Source organism: Pigmentiphaga sp. YJ18 (assembly GCF_038066655.1).
In the GTDB taxonomy this organism is placed as follows: Bacteria; Pseudomonadota; Gammaproteobacteria; order Burkholderiales; family Burkholderiaceae_B; genus Pigmentiphaga.
In genome coordinates, this window is the sequence record NZ_JBBUKU010000001.1 from 2,477,788 (window position 1) to 2,494,338 (window position 16,551).

Below are 16,551 nucleotides of genomic sequence, written 5' to 3' on the forward strand. Positions count from 1 at the left end.
GAACTAATTTCCTGAGAAAATAGTTCGCATGCAACCTAATTCAGCGACCCCGCCGCAGCTCGACGAACATGTCCGGGCCCGTTTCGGCCGGCTGGTCGGCGCGGTCTACCGCAAGTGGCGCAGGGCGGTCGATCAGCATTTCAAGGAAATGGGGCTGACGGACGCCACCCGCGCGCCGCTGCTGGCCCTGTACGAATCCAGCGAACCGGTGGTGCGCCAGAAGGACCTGGCGGAGACGCTGTCGCTGGAGAAGTCCTCGCTGGTCCGCATCCTGTCGCAGTTGCGCGAGCTGGGGCTGATCGAGTGGGAAACGGCGGAAGAGGACCGCCGCGCGAAGTCCATCCGCCTGACGCGGCAGGGGCGCGCCCTGGCCGAGGGGATCGTGGCCAAGAGCCTGGAGATCGAAGCCAGCCTGCTGGACGACCTGACCGCGCAGGAGCTGCGCATCACCCGCCAGGCCCTGGAAAAGATCGCGCGCCGGTTCGACACGCTTTAGACGAAAGACTTCGATGACCCGCGCGCAGCCGCCCTTTGCCCCTTCCGTTCGCGCCCCCTTGTGGCTGCTGGTGCTGGTGACGCTCAGCGGCACGATGGCCATGCACATCTTCATGCCGGCGCTGCCGCTGGCGGGCGCCGATCTGGGCGCGAGCCCGGCCGGCATGCAGCAGACCATCACGCTGTATGTGGTGGGGCTGGCGTTCGGGCAACTGATCTACGGGCCGGTGTCGGACACCATCGGGCGCCGGCCCACGCTGCTGCTGGGCTTGGGCATCTATCTGGTGGCGAGCGTGTTCGCGCTGTTCGCGCCCACGCTCGAATGGCTGCTGGGCGCTCGCCTGGCGCAGGCGCTGGGCGGCGCGGCGGGCATCACGCTGGGGCGCTCCATCGTCCGCGACATCTCCACGCCCGAGCGGGCCACCAAGGACCTGGCGCTGCTGAACCTGTTGACGCTGGTGGGGCCGGGGCTGTCGCCCATCCTGGGTTCGTACCTGGCCGATGGTTTCGGCTGGCGGGCGATCTATGTGTTCCTGGTGTGCATGGCGGCCGCGATGGTGCTGTGCGCGTGGCGGCTGCTGCCCGAGACCAACCTGGACCGCTCGCCGCTGGCCTTCGGCAAGATCGCGCGGGACTACGGCCAACTGATCGGCAATCGGCGGTTCGTGGGGTTCATGGTGGGCGGGGCCTGTTCCAGCACGGCGCTCTATCCCTATCTGGCGACGGCGCCGTATATCGTGCATGGGCAGTTGCAGTTGCCGATTTCCCAGATCGGCTGGTTCGCGGCGATCACCATCGTGGGGGCCAGCGTGGGTTCGGCCACGACCCGGCGGCTGGTGGGACGCTTGAACACGGAGCTGTTTCTCTACATGGGCGCGGGGCTGAGCCTGGCCATGGCCGTGGTGTTCCTGGGCGTGCAGGCCATGGGCTGGCTGAATGTGCCGGTACTGATCGCCATCACCTTCCTGCTGACGATGGGATGCGGCATGGCCAGTCCCGCCGCGCTGTCGCGCGCCTTGTCCTCGGCGCCGGGGCTGACGGGGTCGGCGGCGGGCCTGTACGGGTTCGGGCAGATGGCGGCCGGCGCGCTGGGCACCAAGCTCGTGGGCTATGGTGCGGATCCGGCCATCTCCTGCGCGGTGGTGCAGATCTTCCTGACGGTGGTGGCGCTGGGGGCTTTCCGGATCGCGGTCGGCGCGCGGCGCCAGGAGGGCGGCGAGCCTCAGGGGCGCGACGCGCCCTGAAGAAAGAATTCGAAGGCGTGCGCGAACTCCCGGCGCAGCGCAGCCTTCGGGTCCCCCAGCCAGGTCATCAGGGCCGACAGATAAAGGAAGTGCAGGTAGTTGGCCAGGCGTTGCGGCGATTCGCTGTCGCGGACTTCCCCGGCCTGCTGCGCGGCGTGGATAAGCGCCGTGTATGCCGCGACCATGTCGGACGCGGCCTGCTCGTCCGACCCGTCACGCACCTGCTGGAAACGAAAGCGGATGTAGGGCGCGGCGTACGGCCGATGTTCTTCCCACCACCGGGCCGAGGCGTCCAGGATCATCGCGACGCGGGACGCGAAGGCCTTGCGTTTCATGACGGCCTGCATCAGCGGCGCCAGGTCCCGCGCCAGGCGCGCATGCATCCATTCGGCAAGCACCGCTTCCTTGACCGCGAAGTGGTTGTACAGCGTTCCCCGCACGACGCCCGCCTCGACGGCGATCTGTTCCATCGTCACGGCCTCGTAGCCGTGGCGTTCGAACAGGCCGCCCGCCACCGTCGCGATGTGCTCGCGCGTGCGCTGGCGCTTGGAGGGAAGGGCGGCCGTGGTCATGAAGGAATTATACAGTGTAGAATTTTGTACATTGTCTAATTTTCACGATCAGGGAGGCAGGCTGCCATGGGAAGGTCGATACGGTCGGCGGTGGTCGTTGGCGCGGGCTTGTCGGGTCTGGCGGCCAGCGTGGCGCTGGCCCGGCAGGGCGTCGATGTCGTGCTGGCCGAAGCCGGCGAGGCGGTCGGCGGCTGCTGCTCCACCGCCAGCGAGCAAGGCTTCACCTTCAACAACGGCGCTGTGTATGTGGCGGTGCCGTCGTTGTTGCGGTCGGGGTTCGCACGGCTGGGCATGGACTTCGAGCGGGAGGTCGAGCTGGTCGCCATCGCGCGTCCGCATGCGACGCATCTGGATGACGGCACGGTGGTGCGGCTGGCCGGCGTGGAGGATTCCCTGGTCGAGGGCGACGAGGGACGGACGGCCATGCTGCGGGACGGACTGGGTGAACTGCGGCGCCGCTGGGCGCCGATCTATCGCACGCTGGTCCAGGAAGTGCTGCCGTTCGAGCCGGCCCTGGCCAGGACGCTGGGGCGGCTGTGGCGCTACCTGCCTGCGCTGTCGGGGCGGGCCGATCGCCTCATCGCCGGGCGTTTCCCGGATGCCGGGCTCCAGGCCGCCGTCGCGTCCACGCTGCTGTACACGGGCATGGGTCCGGAACGGCTGCCCGCCACGCAGATTATCGGACTGGTGGCGCTGCTGGAAGAGGGCTTCCATCTTCCCCGTGGCGGGATGGGTGCCATCAGCCAGGCGCTGTATCGCGCGGCGGAACGTCATGGCGTGCGCATCCTGTGCGGCCGGCCGGTCGAACGCATGGTGGTGGCCGGCGGCGTGGCGCGCGGCATCACGCTCGCGGGTGGAGAACGCATAACCGCCGATTGCGTGATCGCCGCCTGTTCGGGCTTCGACGTGGTCCACCGCCTGCTGCCGGCCGAGGCGGTGCCCCGGGCGCTGGCGCGGCGCGCGCGGCGTGCGCCGTTGTCCCATCGGGCGATATCGATCCAGCTGGGCGGCGTCGTCGCCGCCAGGCCGGACGCGTTCATCGTCAACCACGTGCCGTCCATGCGCGAGCAGGACCGGCTGCACATGGCGTCGCCGGACGTGCCGCGCTGGCTGGCCTACACCTGCCCCACGCAGGTCCTGCCGGATCTGGCGCCGCCGGGACGGTCCATCCTGGAGCTGTACGCGCCGGTCTCCGGCATCGCCTCGGCCGACGCGTGGACCTCAGACATGACGCGGTTCGCCGTGGACCGCTATCTGGCGGCCATGCGGCAGCGGGTTCCGGGGCTGGAGGTCGAGGCGGTCCGCGTGCTGGATCCTCGGGACTTCGCCCGCCAGCGGCATTTGTACGAGGGGGCGCTGTACGGCGTGGCGCCCGGGGCGTCGCCGGACCGCTTTTTTCCGCACCGCACGCCTCTGCCGGGCCTGTATCTGGCCGGACAGACCACGTTCCCGGGCTATGGCGTGCCGTCCGCCGTCCTGTCGGGCATACAGGCGGCCGAGGCCGCCATGGGCGGCGGGGCGGGGACCTGAGCTGGCGGCCGTACCAGGCGTCAGCAGCCGTCCAGCCAGTCGCCGACGACCTGGCGGGCCACGCGTTCGAGTTCGGCGCCGTGACGCGCCGCATCCCGCCGGATGGCGGCGACGTCGATCCGGTGCGCCGCCAGCTCGCAGGCATGGCCGATCAGCCAGCGTTCGATGTGCGTGGCCTGGGCTTCCAGGTGGAACTGCAGGCCCAGCAGGCGCGGTCCCAGGGAAAAGGCCTGGTTGGGGAAACCGGGCGTCTGCGCCAGCCTGGCGGCGCCGAACGGGATGTCGAACTGGTCGCCGTGCCAGTGCAGCACGGGCACCGATCCGATGCCGCGCAGCACCGAGTGCTGCCCTTCGTCGGTAAGGGTAAGCGGCGCATGGCCGATCTCGATGCGCCCGGTGGACGTGACGTCCGCCCCCAGCGCCTTGGCCATCAATTGCGCGCCCAGGCAGATGCCCAGGGTCGGCCGGTCCTGTTTCAGGCGTTCGGCAATGGCCGCCAATTCCGCTTCCAGGAAGGGATAGCGGTCGGTCTCGTAGACGCCGATCGGGCCGCCCAGGATCACGACCAGGTCGGCCGCGGCCAACGAGGTGGAATCGATCGCATCGACGCCGGCTTCCAGATAGCGCACGCCGTAGCCTCGCTCGGCCAGCAGCGGAGCCAGCGTACCCAGGTCTTCGAAGGCGACGTGGCGAACAACCAGGGCTTGACGGTTCATCTTCAGGGACTCCGGTTAGGCGTTCAGGGATGGGGCGGCAGTAGCAGTTCGGCGCAATGGGCGCGCTGCGTTTCGCGCAGCGCGGACAGGACGTCATCGGCGGACCGCCGCGCCGCCGCTTCGATCGTTGCGCCTTCCAGCAGGTGCGCGGCCAGCGAAGCGGTGAAGAGATCGCCGGTGCCCTTGGGCGTCAGGGCCAGCCGGGGATGGACGATGGTCGTCGCGCCGGCGCGGGTCACGACCAGGATCTTCATGTCGTCCGGGGTCCAGGTCGCGGGCGCCGCGCTGGTGACGACCACCCATTCGGTATTGCCCGCCAGCAACTGGCGGGCGGCGCGAATGGCGTCGTCGATGCCGTCCACGGGCAGGCCGGTCAGTTGCGCGAGTTCGAAGCCGTTGGGCGTCAAGCCGCGAGCCTGGCCGACGAGGTGGTCGCGGTAGGCGTCCACCAGAGACGGGTCGACGTAGATGCCGTGGTCGTGGTCGCCGATGACCGTGTCGACGATCAGCATGAGGTCCGGGTGGTCCGGCCGTATCCTGTCCAGCCACCGGCCCAGCGCCCGGGCCTGCGCGGCGTTGCCCAGGAAGCCCACGACCACGGCGCGCAGCCGGTGCAGCGCGTCGCGGGCCACGAGGTCGTCCAGGTAGCCCTGGAACCAGTCCAGCGGCAGGGCGCCGCCATGCATCGTGGGGTAGTGGGGCGTATTGCTGAGCACGACGGTCGGCACGGCGGCCACATGCAGGCCGGCGCGGCACAGCCTGGGCACCGCGATCGAGTTGCCGACGCGGCCGTAGACGACCTGGGACATGATGGAGACCACGTCCAGCGGGAGCGGGCCGGGACTGTTCATGATGCGGACGCCGGCTCGGCGGTGGGCCAGTAGTAGGCGTCCGGGGTGCTGCGGGCGCCGAAGATGGCCTGGCCGACGCGCACCACGGTGGCGCCTTCCTCGATGGCGATCTCGTAGTCGCCCGACATGCCCATGGACAGTTCGTCCAGGCCGATGCCGGCCGGCGCGTCCTGCCGCAGGCGGCCGCGCAGCGTGCGCAGCAGCACGAAGCACTGCCGGACCCGTTCGGCTTCGGCGGAGAACAGGGCCAGCGTCATCAGCCCGCGCACACGCAGGGCGGAGAAGGCGGGCATCTGGCGCAGGAAGTCCCGGACGTCATCCGGATGCAGGCCGTACTTGCTGGCCTCGCCCGAGGTATTGACCTGCACGAACACGTCCAGCGCGCGGCCTTCGGCCTGTAGCCGGCGATCCAGCGCCTCGGCCACCCGCAGGCTGTCCAGCGCCTGGAATTCGGCGGCGAAGCGCGCCGCCAGCTTGGCCTTGTTGGTCTGCAGATGGCCGATGATGGACCACTGCAGGTCGGCCAGGTCGGACATCGCTTCCCACTTGCGCGCCGCTTCCTGTAGCTTGTTCTCGCCCAGGAAGCGGCAGCCAGCCTCGTAGGCCAGGCGGATGCGCGCCTCGTCGACGGTCTTGCTGACCGGCAGCAGCCGCACGCCGGCTGGGTCGCGGCCGGCGCGCCGGCAGGCCGCGCCGATGCGTTCGCGCACCGCGGCCAGGTTGCGGCGGAAATCCTCGACCGTGGTGGCCTGGGGCCAGCGGCCGTGCTGGTCGTGCTGGGTGGGGGTGTCGGCCTGGAGGCCGTCGTTTTCCGCGTTCATGTCCGGCTCATCGGTTTTGTCCTATGCCAAAAGAGTATCATGTCCAGGAGTGACTGCAGGAGTCCGACATGTCCCGACCCAAGCCCCATACCGTGGAAGCGCCGTCGTTGCAGGTGGACGAGTGGCTGAATGTCTCCGCCCCCATCGACCTGGCCGGCCTGCGGGGGAAGGTGGTGCTGCTGTACGCCTTCCAGATGCTGTGTCCGGCCTGCCTGGCGCATGGCCTGCCGCAGGCCGAGCGCGTGCATCGCATGTTCCGCGAGGACGACGTGGCCGTGATCGGCCTGCATACGGTGTTCGAGCACCATGAGGTGACGGGGCCGGCCGCCCTGCGCGCCTTCACGCAGGAATATCGCTGGAGCTTCCCCATCGGGATCGACCGTCCCGCGCCGGACGGAAACATTCCGATGACGATGCGCGACTATGCCCTGGGCGGCACGCCCAGCCTGGTGCTGCTGGACCGCCGGGGGCACATCCGCCTGCATCACCTGGGCAGCATCGACGACCTGGCGCTGGGCTCGGCCATCGGCCGCCTGCTGGAAGAGGGCTCGGCGCGAGGCGCAGGCGATGCGGGGCCGCCCGCAAACGGACCGGTGGATGCGGGATGCGGCCCGGAGGCCTGCGTGGCGCCGGTGCCCTAGCCGAGGCAGTGCCGCAGGTCCGAGGCGAGCCGCCGGCATTGCGCCGGTTCGATCCCGGAAAGCGTGATGCGCAGTCCCGGCACGGCCTCGTGCACCCCGAAGGCCTGTCCATGGCGCACCAGCCAGCCCCGCCGGGCCAGCGCCCGGGCGACCGCCTGGTCATCGGTGGCCAACGGTACCCACAGATTGAGTCCGTCGCCGCCTTCCAGGCAGGCGATGCCCTGTCCGCCCAGCGCGTCTTCCAGGCGCCTTCTGCGCAAGGCATAGTCTTTACGGGCGCGCGTCATCAGCCGCGCGGCCTGGGGACTGCCCAGCGTGGCCTGCGCCATGTCCTGCAGCAGGTGGCTGACCCAGTTCGTGCCCGATGCCAGGCGCAGGCGCAATTGGCGGGAGGTTGCTTCGTCGCTTGCCACCAGCGCCATCCGGATATCGGGCCCCAGCGCCTTGGTGAGCGAGCGCACCAGGGCCCAGCGCCGCGTGCCCGCGGGCAGCACGGAGTGATAGGCGGCGGTCGCCAGCAGGGCGAAGTGGTCGTCCAGGATCACGGCGACGTGCGGATGCTTGGCCAGGACGCGCGACAGCGCGCGCGCCCGCCTGGCGCTCAGGTTGCAGCCGGTGGGATTGTGCGCACGGGGCGTGAGGATGACGGCCCGGGCCCCCTTGGCCAGCGCGGCTTCCAGCGCCGGGGCCTGCATGCCCTCGGCGTCGACCGGTACGCCCACCGCCTGCAGGCCGGCCAGGCGCAGCAGGTTGATGCTGCTCAGGAAGCAGGGATTTTCCACCGCCACCTTGTCGCCCGGGACCAACAGGGCGCCCAGCAGGCGTTCGATGGCATCGACCGCGCCATGGGCCAGGTCGACCTCGAAGGAAGCCGGGCAGTCCTGGACGAGCCAGGCGCGGGCATGGGCCTCGAGCCCCGCGTTGATCAGCGGTTCGCCGTAGAGCCGGGGCCGGTAGGGCCTGGCGCGCAGCGCCGCGGCCAGGTCCGGCAGCCAGGCCGGGTCGGGGTTGCCGCTGGCCAGGTCCACCAGGGGAGAATCGGGCAGCGCGCCTTCCTGTTCGCCGGGGCCGTGGCCGCGTATGGTCGTCCCGCGCCGTCCCTGGGCGGTGGCAATGCCCGCCGCCACGAGACGCTTGTACGCCGCGGCCACGGTATTGCGGTTGACGTCCAGTTGCGCCGCCAGTTCGCGCACGGGCGGCAGGCCCTGGCCGGGCAGGATCTGCTGGGACTGGACTTGCGCGCGAACGCTGTCGAAGATCTCGGCCGCGCTCTTTCCTCGTATTCTCATGTCGTCCTAGGACAATGTCGGTGTGCTAGTTTGACACGTTGTTCCCGGTAAAGAGCATTCCTTCATGACCCGCACCCACGCTTTCGATGCCTGGCTCGACCGCTGGGGCCTGGTGCCCGACGGCGATCCGTTCACCACGCATTCGAGCCTCTTGCTGCCCGTGCGGCGCAACGGCAAGGCCGCCATGCTGAAGATCTCCATCGAATCCGAAGAGCGATGGGGCGCGGGCCTGATGGTGTGGTGGGAAGGCGTGGGCGCGGCGCGTGCTGGAGCACGAGGGCGACGCGATCCTGCTGGAGCGCGCCCTGGGGGCGCGGTCGCTGGCCGGCATGGTCCGCGCGGGGCAGGACGACGAAGCCAGCCGCATCATCTGCCGGACCGTCGCCGGGCTGCATGCCCCGCGCGGCAAGCCCGCGCCGGCGCTGGTGCCGCTGGCCGAGCGGTTCCAGGCGCTTGAACCGATGGCGGCCCGCCTGGGCGGCATCCTGGCCAGGTCGGCCGGCGCGGCGCGCGCGCTGCTGGCCGAGCCCCGAGACGTCGTGCCGCTGCACGGGGACATCCACCACGGCAACATCCTCGACTTCGGCGCGCGGGGCTGGCTGGCCATCGATCCGAAACGGCTGGAGGGCGAGCGGGGCTTCGACTACGCCAACCTGTTCTGCAATCCGGACCATGATATCGCCCTGGCCCCGGGGCGCCTGGCGCGGCAGGCCGACGTCGTCGCCCGGGCGGCGGGGCTGGAGCGCCCGCGCCTGCTGCAATGGATCCTGGCCTGGGCCGGCCTGTCCGCCACCTGGCTTATCGAGGACGGCCAGGACGAGTGGGTGGCGCCGACCTTGCGCGTCGCGGAGCTGGCGTTGGCCGAACTCGGTCCGGATCGGCGCTAACCGGCGGCGGGGCCGGTCGTCCGGGCCGTTGCCGCCGCCGGCGTCGCGCGCAGGGTGGCGGCCCAGAACAGCAAGGCGAGCGCGCCGATGCCCGCGCCCATCAGACAGACGCCGTTCCAGCCCGCGCGGGCATAGACCAGGGTCGAGATCGACGAGCCGGCCGCGCTGCCGATGGAATAGAACACCATGTAGGCGGCGGTCAGGCGATTCTGCGCTTCCGGCCGCACGCGATAGATCATGCCCTGGTTGGTGACGTGCGCCGCCTGCAGGCCGAAGTCGATCACCAGCACGCCCAGGACCAGCCACAGGATGGAATGCGGCAGCATGGAGATCGGCAGCCAGGCGGCCAGCATCAGCGCGAGCGCGATGCCGGTCGTGCGCTGGCCGTGCCCGCGATCGGCCCAGCGGCCGGCGCGCGCGGCGCCCAGCGCACCGGCGGCGCCGGCCAGCCCGAACAGGCCGACCTCGGTATGGGACAGCGAAAAAGGCGGGGCGGCGAGCGGCAGCACCATGGGCGCGAGCAGCGTCGTGATATCGGCGAAGATCAGCATCGCGATGACGGCGCGGATACGCAAGACCGGTTCTTCCAGAAACAGCGTGAACACCGACGCGATCAGGCGCGGATAGGAGATCCGGGGACCGGTGCGCCGCTGGCGGGGCAGGGCCTGGTAGAGCAGTCCGGCGATCACCAGCGTCAGCGCGGCCGACACCAGATAGACCGTGCGCCATCCCGACAGGTCGGTCAGGAGGCCGGCGGCGGTCCGCGCCAACAGGATGCCCAGCACGATGCCGCTGGTGACCACGCCCACGACCTGGCCTCGCTCGGATGGCCGGGCCAGCGTGGCCGCGTAGGCGACCAGCGCCTGCGTGACGACCGCGAGCAGGCCCACCGCCGCCATGGATGCCAGCAGCATGGCCGCCGTCGACGAAAACCCCACGCAGGCCAGGGCCAGGACGGAAAGCAGCGATTGCCCGACGATGAGCTTGCGGCGATCGAGCAGGTCGCCCAGCGGCACCAGCAGGACCAGGCCCAGACCGTAGCCGAACTGGGTCGCACCGACGATGAGGCCGGCCACCGCGTGCGACAGGCCGAGGTCGTCCGCCATGACGTCCAGCAAGGGGTGGGCGAAATAGGCGTTGGCGACGGCCAGGCCGCTGGCGACCGCGAAGAGCAGCGTGACCGGACGCGTGAGCGGCGATGGCGCCGCGCTTGCTGTAGAACCCATGGCTAAGACTCCGATTGTTGGTTGCATGACGAAACCGTTCGGAAGGATAGGGTTTTTGGTTTTATAATGCAACCTAAAAATCGATGGAGGGCGGGCATGGTTGGACGAAAAAGCCTGAAGGGGGATTACTGCCCCAGCGCCCGGTCGCTGGACGTGATCGGCGACTGGTGGTCGCTGTTGATCGTGCGCGACGCGTTCGACGGCCTGACGCGTTTCGGCGAGTTCCAGAAAAGCCTGGGCATCGCGAAGAACATCCTGACCGAGCGCCTGCGCACGTTGGTGTCGCGCGGCATCCTGGAAGCCGTCCCGGTGGGAGACAGTGGCGCGCGGATGGAGTACCGCCTGACGGCCATGGGCCGCGACCTGTTCCCGGTGATGGTCGCCCTGCGCCAGTTCGGCGAGCGGCATCTGTTCAAGCCGGGCGAGGCGCATTCGGAACTGGTCGATCGTGAAACCGGCCTGCCGGTCCACCTCGATATCCGCACGCCGGATGGACGGTCGGTGGGGCCGGACGACACGGTGCTGCTGAAGGTGCCGGAGGAATAGCGCGGCGCCAGCCTGGAGGGGCCGTGTTCTCGCGGCGAGCACAGCGTGTGCGGCGTTGCTGTCTTGTTGCCTCGTCGGCCGGCATCGATACTTTGCCGCTCAGCCGACAGGAGACAGCATGAGATCGATCCGCAGGCGCCGCCTTGCCGCGTCCATCATCCCGACCGCCCTTGCCGCGACGTGCGCCGCGGTGAGCGGACTGCCCGCCCAGGCCGCCTATCCGGAGAAGCCCATCAAACTCGTGGTGGGGTTCGCCGCGGGCGGCGCGAACGACCTGGTGGCCCGCGTAGTGGCCCAGGAAGCTTCGCGGAAAATCGGCCGCCCCATCATCATCGAGAACATGCCGGGCTCGAATGCCGAAGTGGCCTCGGGTGCGGTCGCGCGCGCGGCGCCCGATGGATACACCCTGTTGTTGGGATCGTCCGGCGCGCTGGGCATCAGCCCCATCCTCAAGCCCAGGCTGTCCTACCGGCCGGCCTCGGATTTCGCGCCGGTCGCCATGCTGGCCAAGGCGCCCTACGTGCTGATCACCAGCACGCAATCTTCTTTCCGGAGCGTGAAGGAACTGGCCGCGGCATCGCGCAAGAGCCGGCAGGGGCTGACGTTCGCGTCGGTCGGCGTCGGCTCTGTGCCGCACCTGGCTACCGAATGGTTTGACGAGGCGGCGGGCGTGAAAGCGCTGCACGTGCCCTACAAGGGTGCCAGCCAGTCCATCGTCGACATCGTCGGACGGCAGGTGGACTACGGGTTCACGACCATCGCCGTCGCGGCGCCCACGATCAGGGCTGGCCAGACGCGGGCGCTGGCCATCAGCAGCGCGGGCCGCTCCCCGCTGATGCCGGAGGTGCCGGCCATTAGCGAAACCCTGCCGGGGTTCGAAGCCGTGGTCTGGTACGGCCTGTTTTCCCCGGCAGGGACACCCGAGGCCATCCTGCGATATCTGCACGAGGCCTTCGGCCAGGCGTTGGATTCCGAGCGGGTCAGATCCGAGTTCGCCACGCAGGGGTTCGACGTTTTCAAGCTGCCCCGGGACGCGATCAAACCCTATGTCGAAGGCGATGCCCGCAATTGGGGAAACGTGATACGCCGGGCGGGCATCCAGATCGATTGAACTCGGCCGTGGCGCGGACCGGCGCTCACGCGAACCGCCTGGCGCCCGCCACGCATCCCACCGCGCCCAGCGTCGCGGCCAACATGGTGCCGCTGATCGGTTCGTGCAGGAACAGCGCGGCCAGCCCCAAGGCCAGGAAGGGCTGCAGCAACTGCAATTGCCCGACCGCCGCGATGCCGCCCTGCGCCAGGCCCCGATACCAGAACACGAAGCCGATCAACATGCTGAACAGCGACACGTAGGCCAGGCTGAACCAGGCCGGCGCGCCCACATGGTCGAAGGATGCGGGGCGGGTCAGCAGCGTCATCGGCAGCATGACGGGCAGCGACAGCACCAGCGCCCAGCTGATGACCTGCCAGCCCCCCAGCCGACGGGAGAGCCGCGCGCCTTCGGCGTGGCCCAGGCCGCACACGGCGATCGCGGCCAGCATCAGCAGGTCGCCGCGCAGCGATGCCCCGATGCCGCCCAGGGCGGCATGGCCGGCCACGAACACGCTGCCCAGCAGCGAGAACAGCCAGAACGCCGGACGGGGGCGTTCGCCGCCGCGCAGCACGCCGAAGACCGCGGTGCACAGCGGCAGCAGCCCCAGGAAGACGATGGAGTGCGCGGACGAGACATGCCGCAGCGCCAGCGCGGTCAACAGCGGAAAGCCCACCACAACGCCCAGGGCCACCACGGCCAAGGCCGGCAGGTCGCTCAGGGCCGGACGGCGCTCACGGAAGGCCAGCAGCAGCATTGCGCCCAGCAGGGCGGCGATGGCGGCCCGCGCGCCGGTCAGGAAGGTCGGGTCCAGATCCATGACCGCGGCCCGCGTGGCCGGCAGCGAGCCGGCGAAAATCACCACGCCTATCAATCCGTTGATCCATCCGTTCGTCGTCTTTTCCATGAGCCACCTGTGTATGGGCTGTCAGTAGAGCATGGGCAGGTATCGGGGCCCAGATACGGTCCAGTACAATTCAAGATAACTGTTATGACTATTTGACCGATACAGTCGGGGTGCCATGAAGGGACAGGGAACGCGCATCGACGCCGTGATGGAGACGATCCGTTCGAGGATCGCCTCGCGCGCCTACCCGCCGGGGGCGCGGCTGCCCTCGGTGCGCGCGCAGGCCCAGGCCATGGGGTTGTCGGTCTCGACCGTGGTCGAGGCCTACGAGCGGCTGGTGGCAGAGGGCGCCGTGCGCTCCCGTCCGGGGTCGGGGTTCTACGTTTCCGGGCCGGCGGCGCCCTTGGCCCTGTCGGAGATCGGCCCGAAACTGGATCGGGAAGTCGATCCGTTATGGATATCGCGCCAATCGCTGGAGACGGGCGATGCCGTGCCCAAGCCCGGCTGCGGCTGGCTGCCGCCGGCATGGATGTACGAGGACGGCATGCGCCGCGCGTTGCGGGCGCTGGCGCGCGCCGACGCGCCCGTGCTGGCCGATTACGGAACGCCGCTGGGCCTGCCGCCGCTGCGCCAGTTGCTGGCCCGCCGGATGGCTGCCACCGGCATCGAGGCCGCGCCCGAGCAGATCATGCTGACCGACTCCGGCACGCAGGCCATCGACCTCATCTGCCGTTTCCTGCTGGAGCCGGGCGATACCGTACTGGTCGACGATCCGTGCTACTTCAATTTCCATGCCTTGCTGAAGGCACACCGGGCGAAGGCGGTAGGCATCCCCTATACCCCGAACGGACCGGACGTCGCGGCTTTCGAGGCCGCGCTGCGGGACCATGCGCCCAGGCTCTACATCACCAATTCCGCCATCCACAACCCCACGGGCGCGACGCTGTCGCCCGTGACGGCGCACCGGCTGCTGAAGCTGGCCGACGGCTCGGGCCTGGTCATCGTCGAGGACGACATCTTCGCCGATTTCGAGACCGCGCCGGCTCCCCGGCTGGCCGCCTTCGATGGCCTGGATCGCGTGATCCACATCGGCAGTTTCTCCAAGACCGTCTCGGCCTCGCTGCGCTGCGGCTACGTGGCCGCGCGCGCCGACTGGATCGACAGCCTGGTCGACCTGAAGATCGCCACCACCTTCGGCAACGGACACCTGGCGGCCTCCGTCCTGCTCGCGGCGCTGACCCACAGCGGCTATCGCAAGCACATGGAGGAAGTCCGGCACAGGTTGGCCGAGGCGATGGACAGGACCGTTGCGCGGCTGCGCGCCATCGGCATCCAGCCGTGGCTCGTCCCGCAAGCGGGCATGTTCGTCTGGTGCCGTCTGCCCGATGGCGTGGATGCTGCCGACATCGCGCGTTCGTGCCTGAAAGACGATGTGGTCCTGGCGCCGGGCAATGCGTTCAGCCAGTCGCGCAGCGCCGCGGGCTTCCTGCGGTTCAACGTCTCGCAATCGGGCGACGGCAGGATCTTCCAGGTGCTGGCGCGCGCGCTGGAGGCGTGCCGCGGCTAGCGCGTAGATCCGGTGGACGGGTAGGCCTGTGCACGCGCCGCCCGGGGTGCGGTCTCCGGCATTTCCCGCAGGACGGGCAGCACCGCCAGCGCGACCAGCGCGATCATCGCCCCCGGCGCGGCGGTCCAGCCCGTGGCCTGGACCAGCCATTCCGCCAGGAAGGGCGTCAGCCCCCCGAACAGCGCGGTGGCCGCGGTCGCGCCCAGCGCCAGCCCGCTCAGCCGGCCTTCGCCGGGAAACTGCTCGGCCGTGGCGGGGGCGCCCACGGCGCTGACGCCGCCGGCGACCAGCGCCAGCGCGACCGCGCCCAGGGCGACCTGCAAGATCGTGCCGTGCGCCATGTAGGTGAACATGAACAGCGGCAAGGCCGCGCCCAGGACCGCCAGTCCCATCAACATGCGCCGGCGTCCCAGGCGGTCCGACAGCGCGCCGGCCGCGGGCGTGACCACGATGACGGCCACGGCGGCGACGGTCGACAGCCAGAGCGATTCGCCTTCCGCGCGGCCGCCGGCCGAGGTCAGGAAGGCGGGCACGTAGGTGATGCCGACGTAGTAGGTGATGGAGCCCAGTGCCGAGATCGCGAAGGTCCGCAGCACGGCGGCGCGATGATGGGTGAGCGTGTGCAGGATGGGCGAGGCGGGGATGGTGCCCTGGCGCCGCTGCCTTTCGAAGTCCGGCGATTCCTGCATGGCCGAGCGCGCGATCCAGATACTGCCCGCCAGGGCCGCGCCGACGAAGAAGGGGATGCGCCATCCCCAGGCGTCGAGTTGGGAGGTATCCAGCAGGGCCACGGTCGCGGCCGACACCGCCACCGCCAGCAGCGCGCCGACTTCGCTGGCGGCCGACGCGAGCGACGTGACCAGGCCCCTGCGGCCGGGGCGCGCGCCTTCCAGCAGATAGGCCACCACGCTGGTGTATTCGCCGCCCACCGAGAATGCCATCAGGCAGCGCAGGACGAGCAGCAGCACGCCGGCGGTGGCGCCCAGGCTGCCGTAGGCGGGCAGCAGCGCGGTTGCCAGCATGGCGGCCGTCATCAGCGCCATGGACAGCAGCAGGGTCCGGCGGCGGCCGAAGCGATCGCCGATGTGGCCGAACACGAGGGCGCCCAGGGGCCGCATGAAGTACGAGACGGCGAAGCCGGCCAGCGTGGCCAGCAGCGACAAGTGGCCTCCGCCGAAAAAGACGCGGGACAGGACCGTGGCGAAGTACAGGTACAGGGTGAAGTCGTACCACTCGACGATCGTGGACAGGGCGGCGATCGTCAGGGATCCGCGCGAGATCTCGGGGGCCGGGGTGGGGCCGCTGGCCGCCGCCGGCATGTCAGGAAAGAGGAATCGTGGCCATGTTCCCGGGAATGATATAGGGATGGCCGGCTCCTGGAAATGCGGGACGTGTCTCACGATGCTTCGATCCGCGTCGAAGCATCGCTGGCCCGCGCGGCGTTACGCTATCCGCTTGAACGAAGGAGCCCGCGCCATGCCCGAGCACGCCGAGATCGCCGCCACCGCTTCCCTGATTGCCGAGCCGGCCCGCACCGCCATGCTGGTGGCCCTGCTCGATGGCAGCGCCCGGCCGGCGGGAGAGCTCGCGCATGCCGCCGGGGTGACCGCGCAGACGGCCAGCACCCATCTGGCGCGCCTGGTGCAGGGGCGGCTGCTGGTGGTGGAGAACGAGGGACGCCATCGCTATTACCGGCTGAACGGGCCGGAGGTGGCCCAGGCGCTGGAACACCTGGCCGGCGTCGGCGGCCCCGCCTTCGCGCGCCGGCCACCGTTGGGCAAGCAGGCCCGGTCGCTGCAGTTCGCGCGCTGCTGCTACGACCACCTGGCGGGGCAATTGGGCGTGGCGGTGGCGCAGGCCTTGCAGCGGCATGGCTACGTCATCGCGCAACCGGGAAAGCGCTGCGGGATCACGCCGGCCGGGGAACACTGGTTCAGCGGCATGGGGCTGGACGTGCGGACGCTGCGGCCCACCCGTAACGGGCTGGCAAGGCTGTGCCTGGACTGGACGGAGCGCACGCATCACGTGGGCGGTCCGCTGGGCGTGGCAATGCTGGCGGCGTTCTGCGAGCGGGGATGGCTGCGGCGCACGCCGGGATCGCGGGCCTTGACGCTGACGCCGCCTGGGCGGATCGCGCTCAGGGAACAGTTAGGGGTCGAGGTCGAGGACGCCAGCTAGCTTCTCTACCCGGCGGCGTTGCCAGCGGCGGCAGGCGTGCCGCCGCTGGCA

At 70.0% G+C, this 16,551-nt stretch carries 16 protein-coding genes and 1 pseudogene; 9 read left to right on the plus strand and 8 right to left on the minus strand.

Going from position 1 to position 16,551, the window contains the following annotated elements:
* The first annotated feature begins 28 nt into the window (after window positions 1–28).
* Together WKR98_RS11940 and WKR98_RS11945 are read left to right on the plus strand one after the other, a co-directional pair.
* Entirely contained in the window at window positions 29–496 is a 468-nt protein-coding gene (locus WKR98_RS11940) for a MarR family winged helix-turn-helix transcriptional regulator (protein ID WP_124688296.1), read from the plus strand.
* Between the two features lie 13 nt (window positions 497–509).
* On the plus strand, window positions 510–1,739 hold the full coding sequence (locus tag WKR98_RS11945) for a multidrug effflux MFS transporter (RefSeq protein ID WP_341433233.1): 1,230 nt from the start codon (window positions 510–512) through the stop codon (window positions 1,737–1,739).
* Here the strand turns inward: WKR98_RS11945 and WKR98_RS11950 are convergent.
* Window positions 1,718–2,311, minus strand: a complete 594-nt coding sequence (locus WKR98_RS11950) for a TetR/AcrR family transcriptional regulator (protein ID WP_341433235.1) — start codon at window positions 2,309–2,311, stop codon at window positions 1,718–1,720. The two genes, WKR98_RS11945 and WKR98_RS11950, sit on opposite strands and share 22 nt — an antisense overlap.
* A 66-nt stretch (window positions 2,312–2,377) precedes the next feature.
* Here WKR98_RS11950 and WKR98_RS11955 point away from each other — a divergent pair, with 66 nt between their 5' ends.
* Entirely contained in the window at window positions 2,378–3,841 is a 1,464-nt protein-coding gene (locus tag WKR98_RS11955; protein ID WP_341433237.1) for a phytoene desaturase family protein, read from the plus strand.
* Window positions 3,842–3,861: 20 nt separating this feature from the next.
* Here the strand turns inward: WKR98_RS11955 and WKR98_RS11960 are convergent, their stop codons facing one another.
* From WKR98_RS11960 to WKR98_RS11970, 3 genes are read right to left on the minus strand one after another with little or no spacing between them, the layout of a single operon-like run.
* The gene (locus WKR98_RS11960) at window positions 3,862–4,557 is read right to left on the minus strand and encodes a glutamine amidotransferase (RefSeq protein ID WP_124688299.1); all 696 of its coding nucleotides are present in this window, start codon (window positions 4,555–4,557) and stop codon (window positions 3,862–3,864) included.
* 23 nt (window positions 4,558–4,580) lie between these two features.
* The gene (pdxK, locus tag WKR98_RS11965) at window positions 4,581–5,408 is read right to left on the minus strand and encodes a pyridoxine/pyridoxal/pyridoxamine kinase (protein ID WP_341433239.1); all 828 of its coding nucleotides are present in this window, start codon (window positions 5,406–5,408) and stop codon (window positions 4,581–4,583) included.
* A complete protein-coding gene (locus WKR98_RS11970; protein WP_341433241.1) occupies window positions 5,405–6,229 on the minus strand; it encodes a YggS family pyridoxal phosphate-dependent enzyme in 825 nt (274 codons plus the stop codon). Before WKR98_RS11970 ends, pdxK begins: the two co-directional genes overlap by 4 nt.
* Before the next feature lie 68 nt (window positions 6,230–6,297).
* Here WKR98_RS11970 and WKR98_RS11975 point away from each other — a divergent pair, with 68 nt between their 5' ends.
* On the plus strand, window positions 6,298–6,870 hold the full coding sequence (locus WKR98_RS11975; protein WP_341433242.1) for a TlpA disulfide reductase family protein: 573 nt from the start codon (window positions 6,298–6,300) through the stop codon (window positions 6,868–6,870).
* On the opposite strand, the gene ptsJ is transcribed toward WKR98_RS11975, so the two are convergent.
* Window positions 6,867–8,159: a MocR-like B6 salvage transcription factor PtsJ gene (ptsJ, locus tag WKR98_RS11980; protein WP_341433243.1), complete on the minus strand. Its 1,293-nt coding sequence runs from the start codon at window positions 8,157–8,159 to the stop codon at window positions 6,867–6,869. The genes WKR98_RS11975 and ptsJ overlap by 4 nt on opposite strands.
* Window positions 8,160–8,223: 64 nt before the next feature.
* Here ptsJ and WKR98_RS11985 point away from each other — a divergent pair.
* A pseudogene (locus WKR98_RS11985) lies at window positions 8,224–9,046 on the plus strand (aminoglycoside phosphotransferase family protein).
* Here WKR98_RS11985 and WKR98_RS11990 read toward each other — a convergent pair.
* Window positions 9,043–10,272, minus strand: a complete 1,230-nt coding sequence (locus tag WKR98_RS11990) for an MFS transporter (protein WP_341433245.1) — start codon at window positions 10,270–10,272, stop codon at window positions 9,043–9,045. The pseudogene WKR98_RS11985 and the gene WKR98_RS11990 sit on opposite strands and share 4 nt — an antisense overlap.
* A 96-nt stretch (window positions 10,273–10,368) precedes the next feature.
* On the opposite strand from WKR98_RS11990, the gene WKR98_RS11995 reads away from it, so the two are divergent.
* The gene (locus tag WKR98_RS11995) at window positions 10,369–10,818 is read left to right on the plus strand and encodes a winged helix-turn-helix transcriptional regulator (RefSeq protein ID WP_124688306.1); all 450 of its coding nucleotides are present in this window, start codon (window positions 10,369–10,371) and stop codon (window positions 10,816–10,818) included.
* A gap of 118 nt (window positions 10,819–10,936) precedes the next feature.
* Window positions 10,937–11,929, plus strand: a complete 993-nt coding sequence (locus WKR98_RS12000; protein ID WP_341433246.1) for a Bug family tripartite tricarboxylate transporter substrate binding protein — start codon at window positions 10,937–10,939, stop codon at window positions 11,927–11,929.
* A gap of 25 nt (window positions 11,930–11,954) precedes the next feature.
* Here WKR98_RS12000 and WKR98_RS12005 read toward each other — a convergent pair whose 3' ends face one another.
* A complete protein-coding gene (locus WKR98_RS12005; protein WP_341433248.1) occupies window positions 11,955–12,815 on the minus strand; it encodes a DMT family transporter in 861 nt (286 codons plus the stop codon).
* A 115-nt stretch (window positions 12,816–12,930) separates the two neighbouring features.
* Here WKR98_RS12005 and WKR98_RS12010 point away from each other — a divergent pair, with 115 nt between their 5' ends.
* Complete coding sequence (locus WKR98_RS12010) at window positions 12,931–14,322, plus strand: aminotransferase-like domain-containing protein (protein ID WP_341433250.1); 1,392 nt, start codon at window positions 12,931–12,933, stop codon at window positions 14,320–14,322.
* Here the strand turns inward: WKR98_RS12010 and WKR98_RS12015 are convergent.
* The gene (locus WKR98_RS12015; RefSeq protein WP_124688310.1) at window positions 14,319–15,641 is read right to left on the minus strand and encodes an MFS transporter; all 1,323 of its coding nucleotides are present in this window, start codon (window positions 15,639–15,641) and stop codon (window positions 14,319–14,321) included. The two genes, WKR98_RS12010 and WKR98_RS12015, sit on opposite strands and share 4 nt — an antisense overlap.
* Window positions 15,642–15,798: 157 nt before the next feature.
* Between WKR98_RS12015 and WKR98_RS12020 the strand changes: the two genes are divergently transcribed.
* On the plus strand, window positions 15,799–16,500 hold the full coding sequence (locus WKR98_RS12020; RefSeq protein WP_341433252.1) for an ArsR/SmtB family transcription factor: 702 nt from the start codon (window positions 15,799–15,801) through the stop codon (window positions 16,498–16,500).
* Window positions 16,501–16,551: the final 51 nt, after the last annotated feature.

Coding starts and splice junctions, on each gene's coding strand:
- WKR98_RS11940 (WP_124688296.1), top strand. CDS start 29: ATGCAACCTAATTCAGCGACCCCGCCGCAGCTCGACGAACATGTCCGG.
- WKR98_RS11945 (WP_341433233.1), top strand. CDS start 510: ATGACCCGCGCGCAGCCGCCCTTTGCCCCTTCCGTTCGCGCCCCCTTG.
- WKR98_RS11950 (WP_341433235.1), bottom strand. CDS start 2,311: ATGACCACGGCCGCCCTTCCCTCCAAGCGCCAGCGCACGCGCGAGCAC.
- WKR98_RS11955 (WP_341433237.1), top strand. CDS start 2,378: ATGGGAAGGTCGATACGGTCGGCGGTGGTCGTTGGCGCGGGCTTGTCG.
- WKR98_RS11960 (WP_124688299.1), bottom strand. CDS start 4,557: ATGAACCGTCAAGCCCTGGTTGTTCGCCACGTCGCCTTCGAAGACCTG.
- pdxK (WP_341433239.1), bottom strand. CDS start 5,408: ATGAACAGTCCCGGCCCGCTCCCGCTGGACGTGGTCTCCATCATGTCC.
- WKR98_RS11970 (WP_341433241.1), bottom strand. CDS start 6,229: ATGAACGCGGAAAACGACGGCCTCCAGGCCGACACCCCCACCCAGCAC.
- WKR98_RS11975 (WP_341433242.1), top strand. CDS start 6,298: ATGTCCCGACCCAAGCCCCATACCGTGGAAGCGCCGTCGTTGCAGGTG.
- ptsJ (WP_341433243.1), bottom strand. CDS start 8,159: ATGAGAATACGAGGAAAGAGCGCGGCCGAGATCTTCGACAGCGTTCGC.
- WKR98_RS11990 (WP_341433245.1), bottom strand. CDS start 10,272: ATGGGTTCTACAGCAAGCGCGGCGCCATCGCCGCTCACGCGTCCGGTC.
- WKR98_RS11995 (WP_124688306.1), top strand. CDS start 10,369: ATGGTTGGACGAAAAAGCCTGAAGGGGGATTACTGCCCCAGCGCCCGG.
- WKR98_RS12000 (WP_341433246.1), top strand. CDS start 10,937: ATGAGATCGATCCGCAGGCGCCGCCTTGCCGCGTCCATCATCCCGACC.
- WKR98_RS12005 (WP_341433248.1), bottom strand. CDS start 12,815: ATGGAAAAGACGACGAACGGATGGATCAACGGATTGATAGGCGTGGTG.
- WKR98_RS12010 (WP_341433250.1), top strand. CDS start 12,931: ATGAAGGGACAGGGAACGCGCATCGACGCCGTGATGGAGACGATCCGT.
- WKR98_RS12015 (WP_124688310.1), bottom strand. CDS start 15,641: ATGCCGGCGGCGGCCAGCGGCCCCACCCCGGCCCCCGAGATCTCGCGC.
- WKR98_RS12020 (WP_341433252.1), top strand. CDS start 15,799: ATGCCCGAGCACGCCGAGATCGCCGCCACCGCTTCCCTGATTGCCGAG.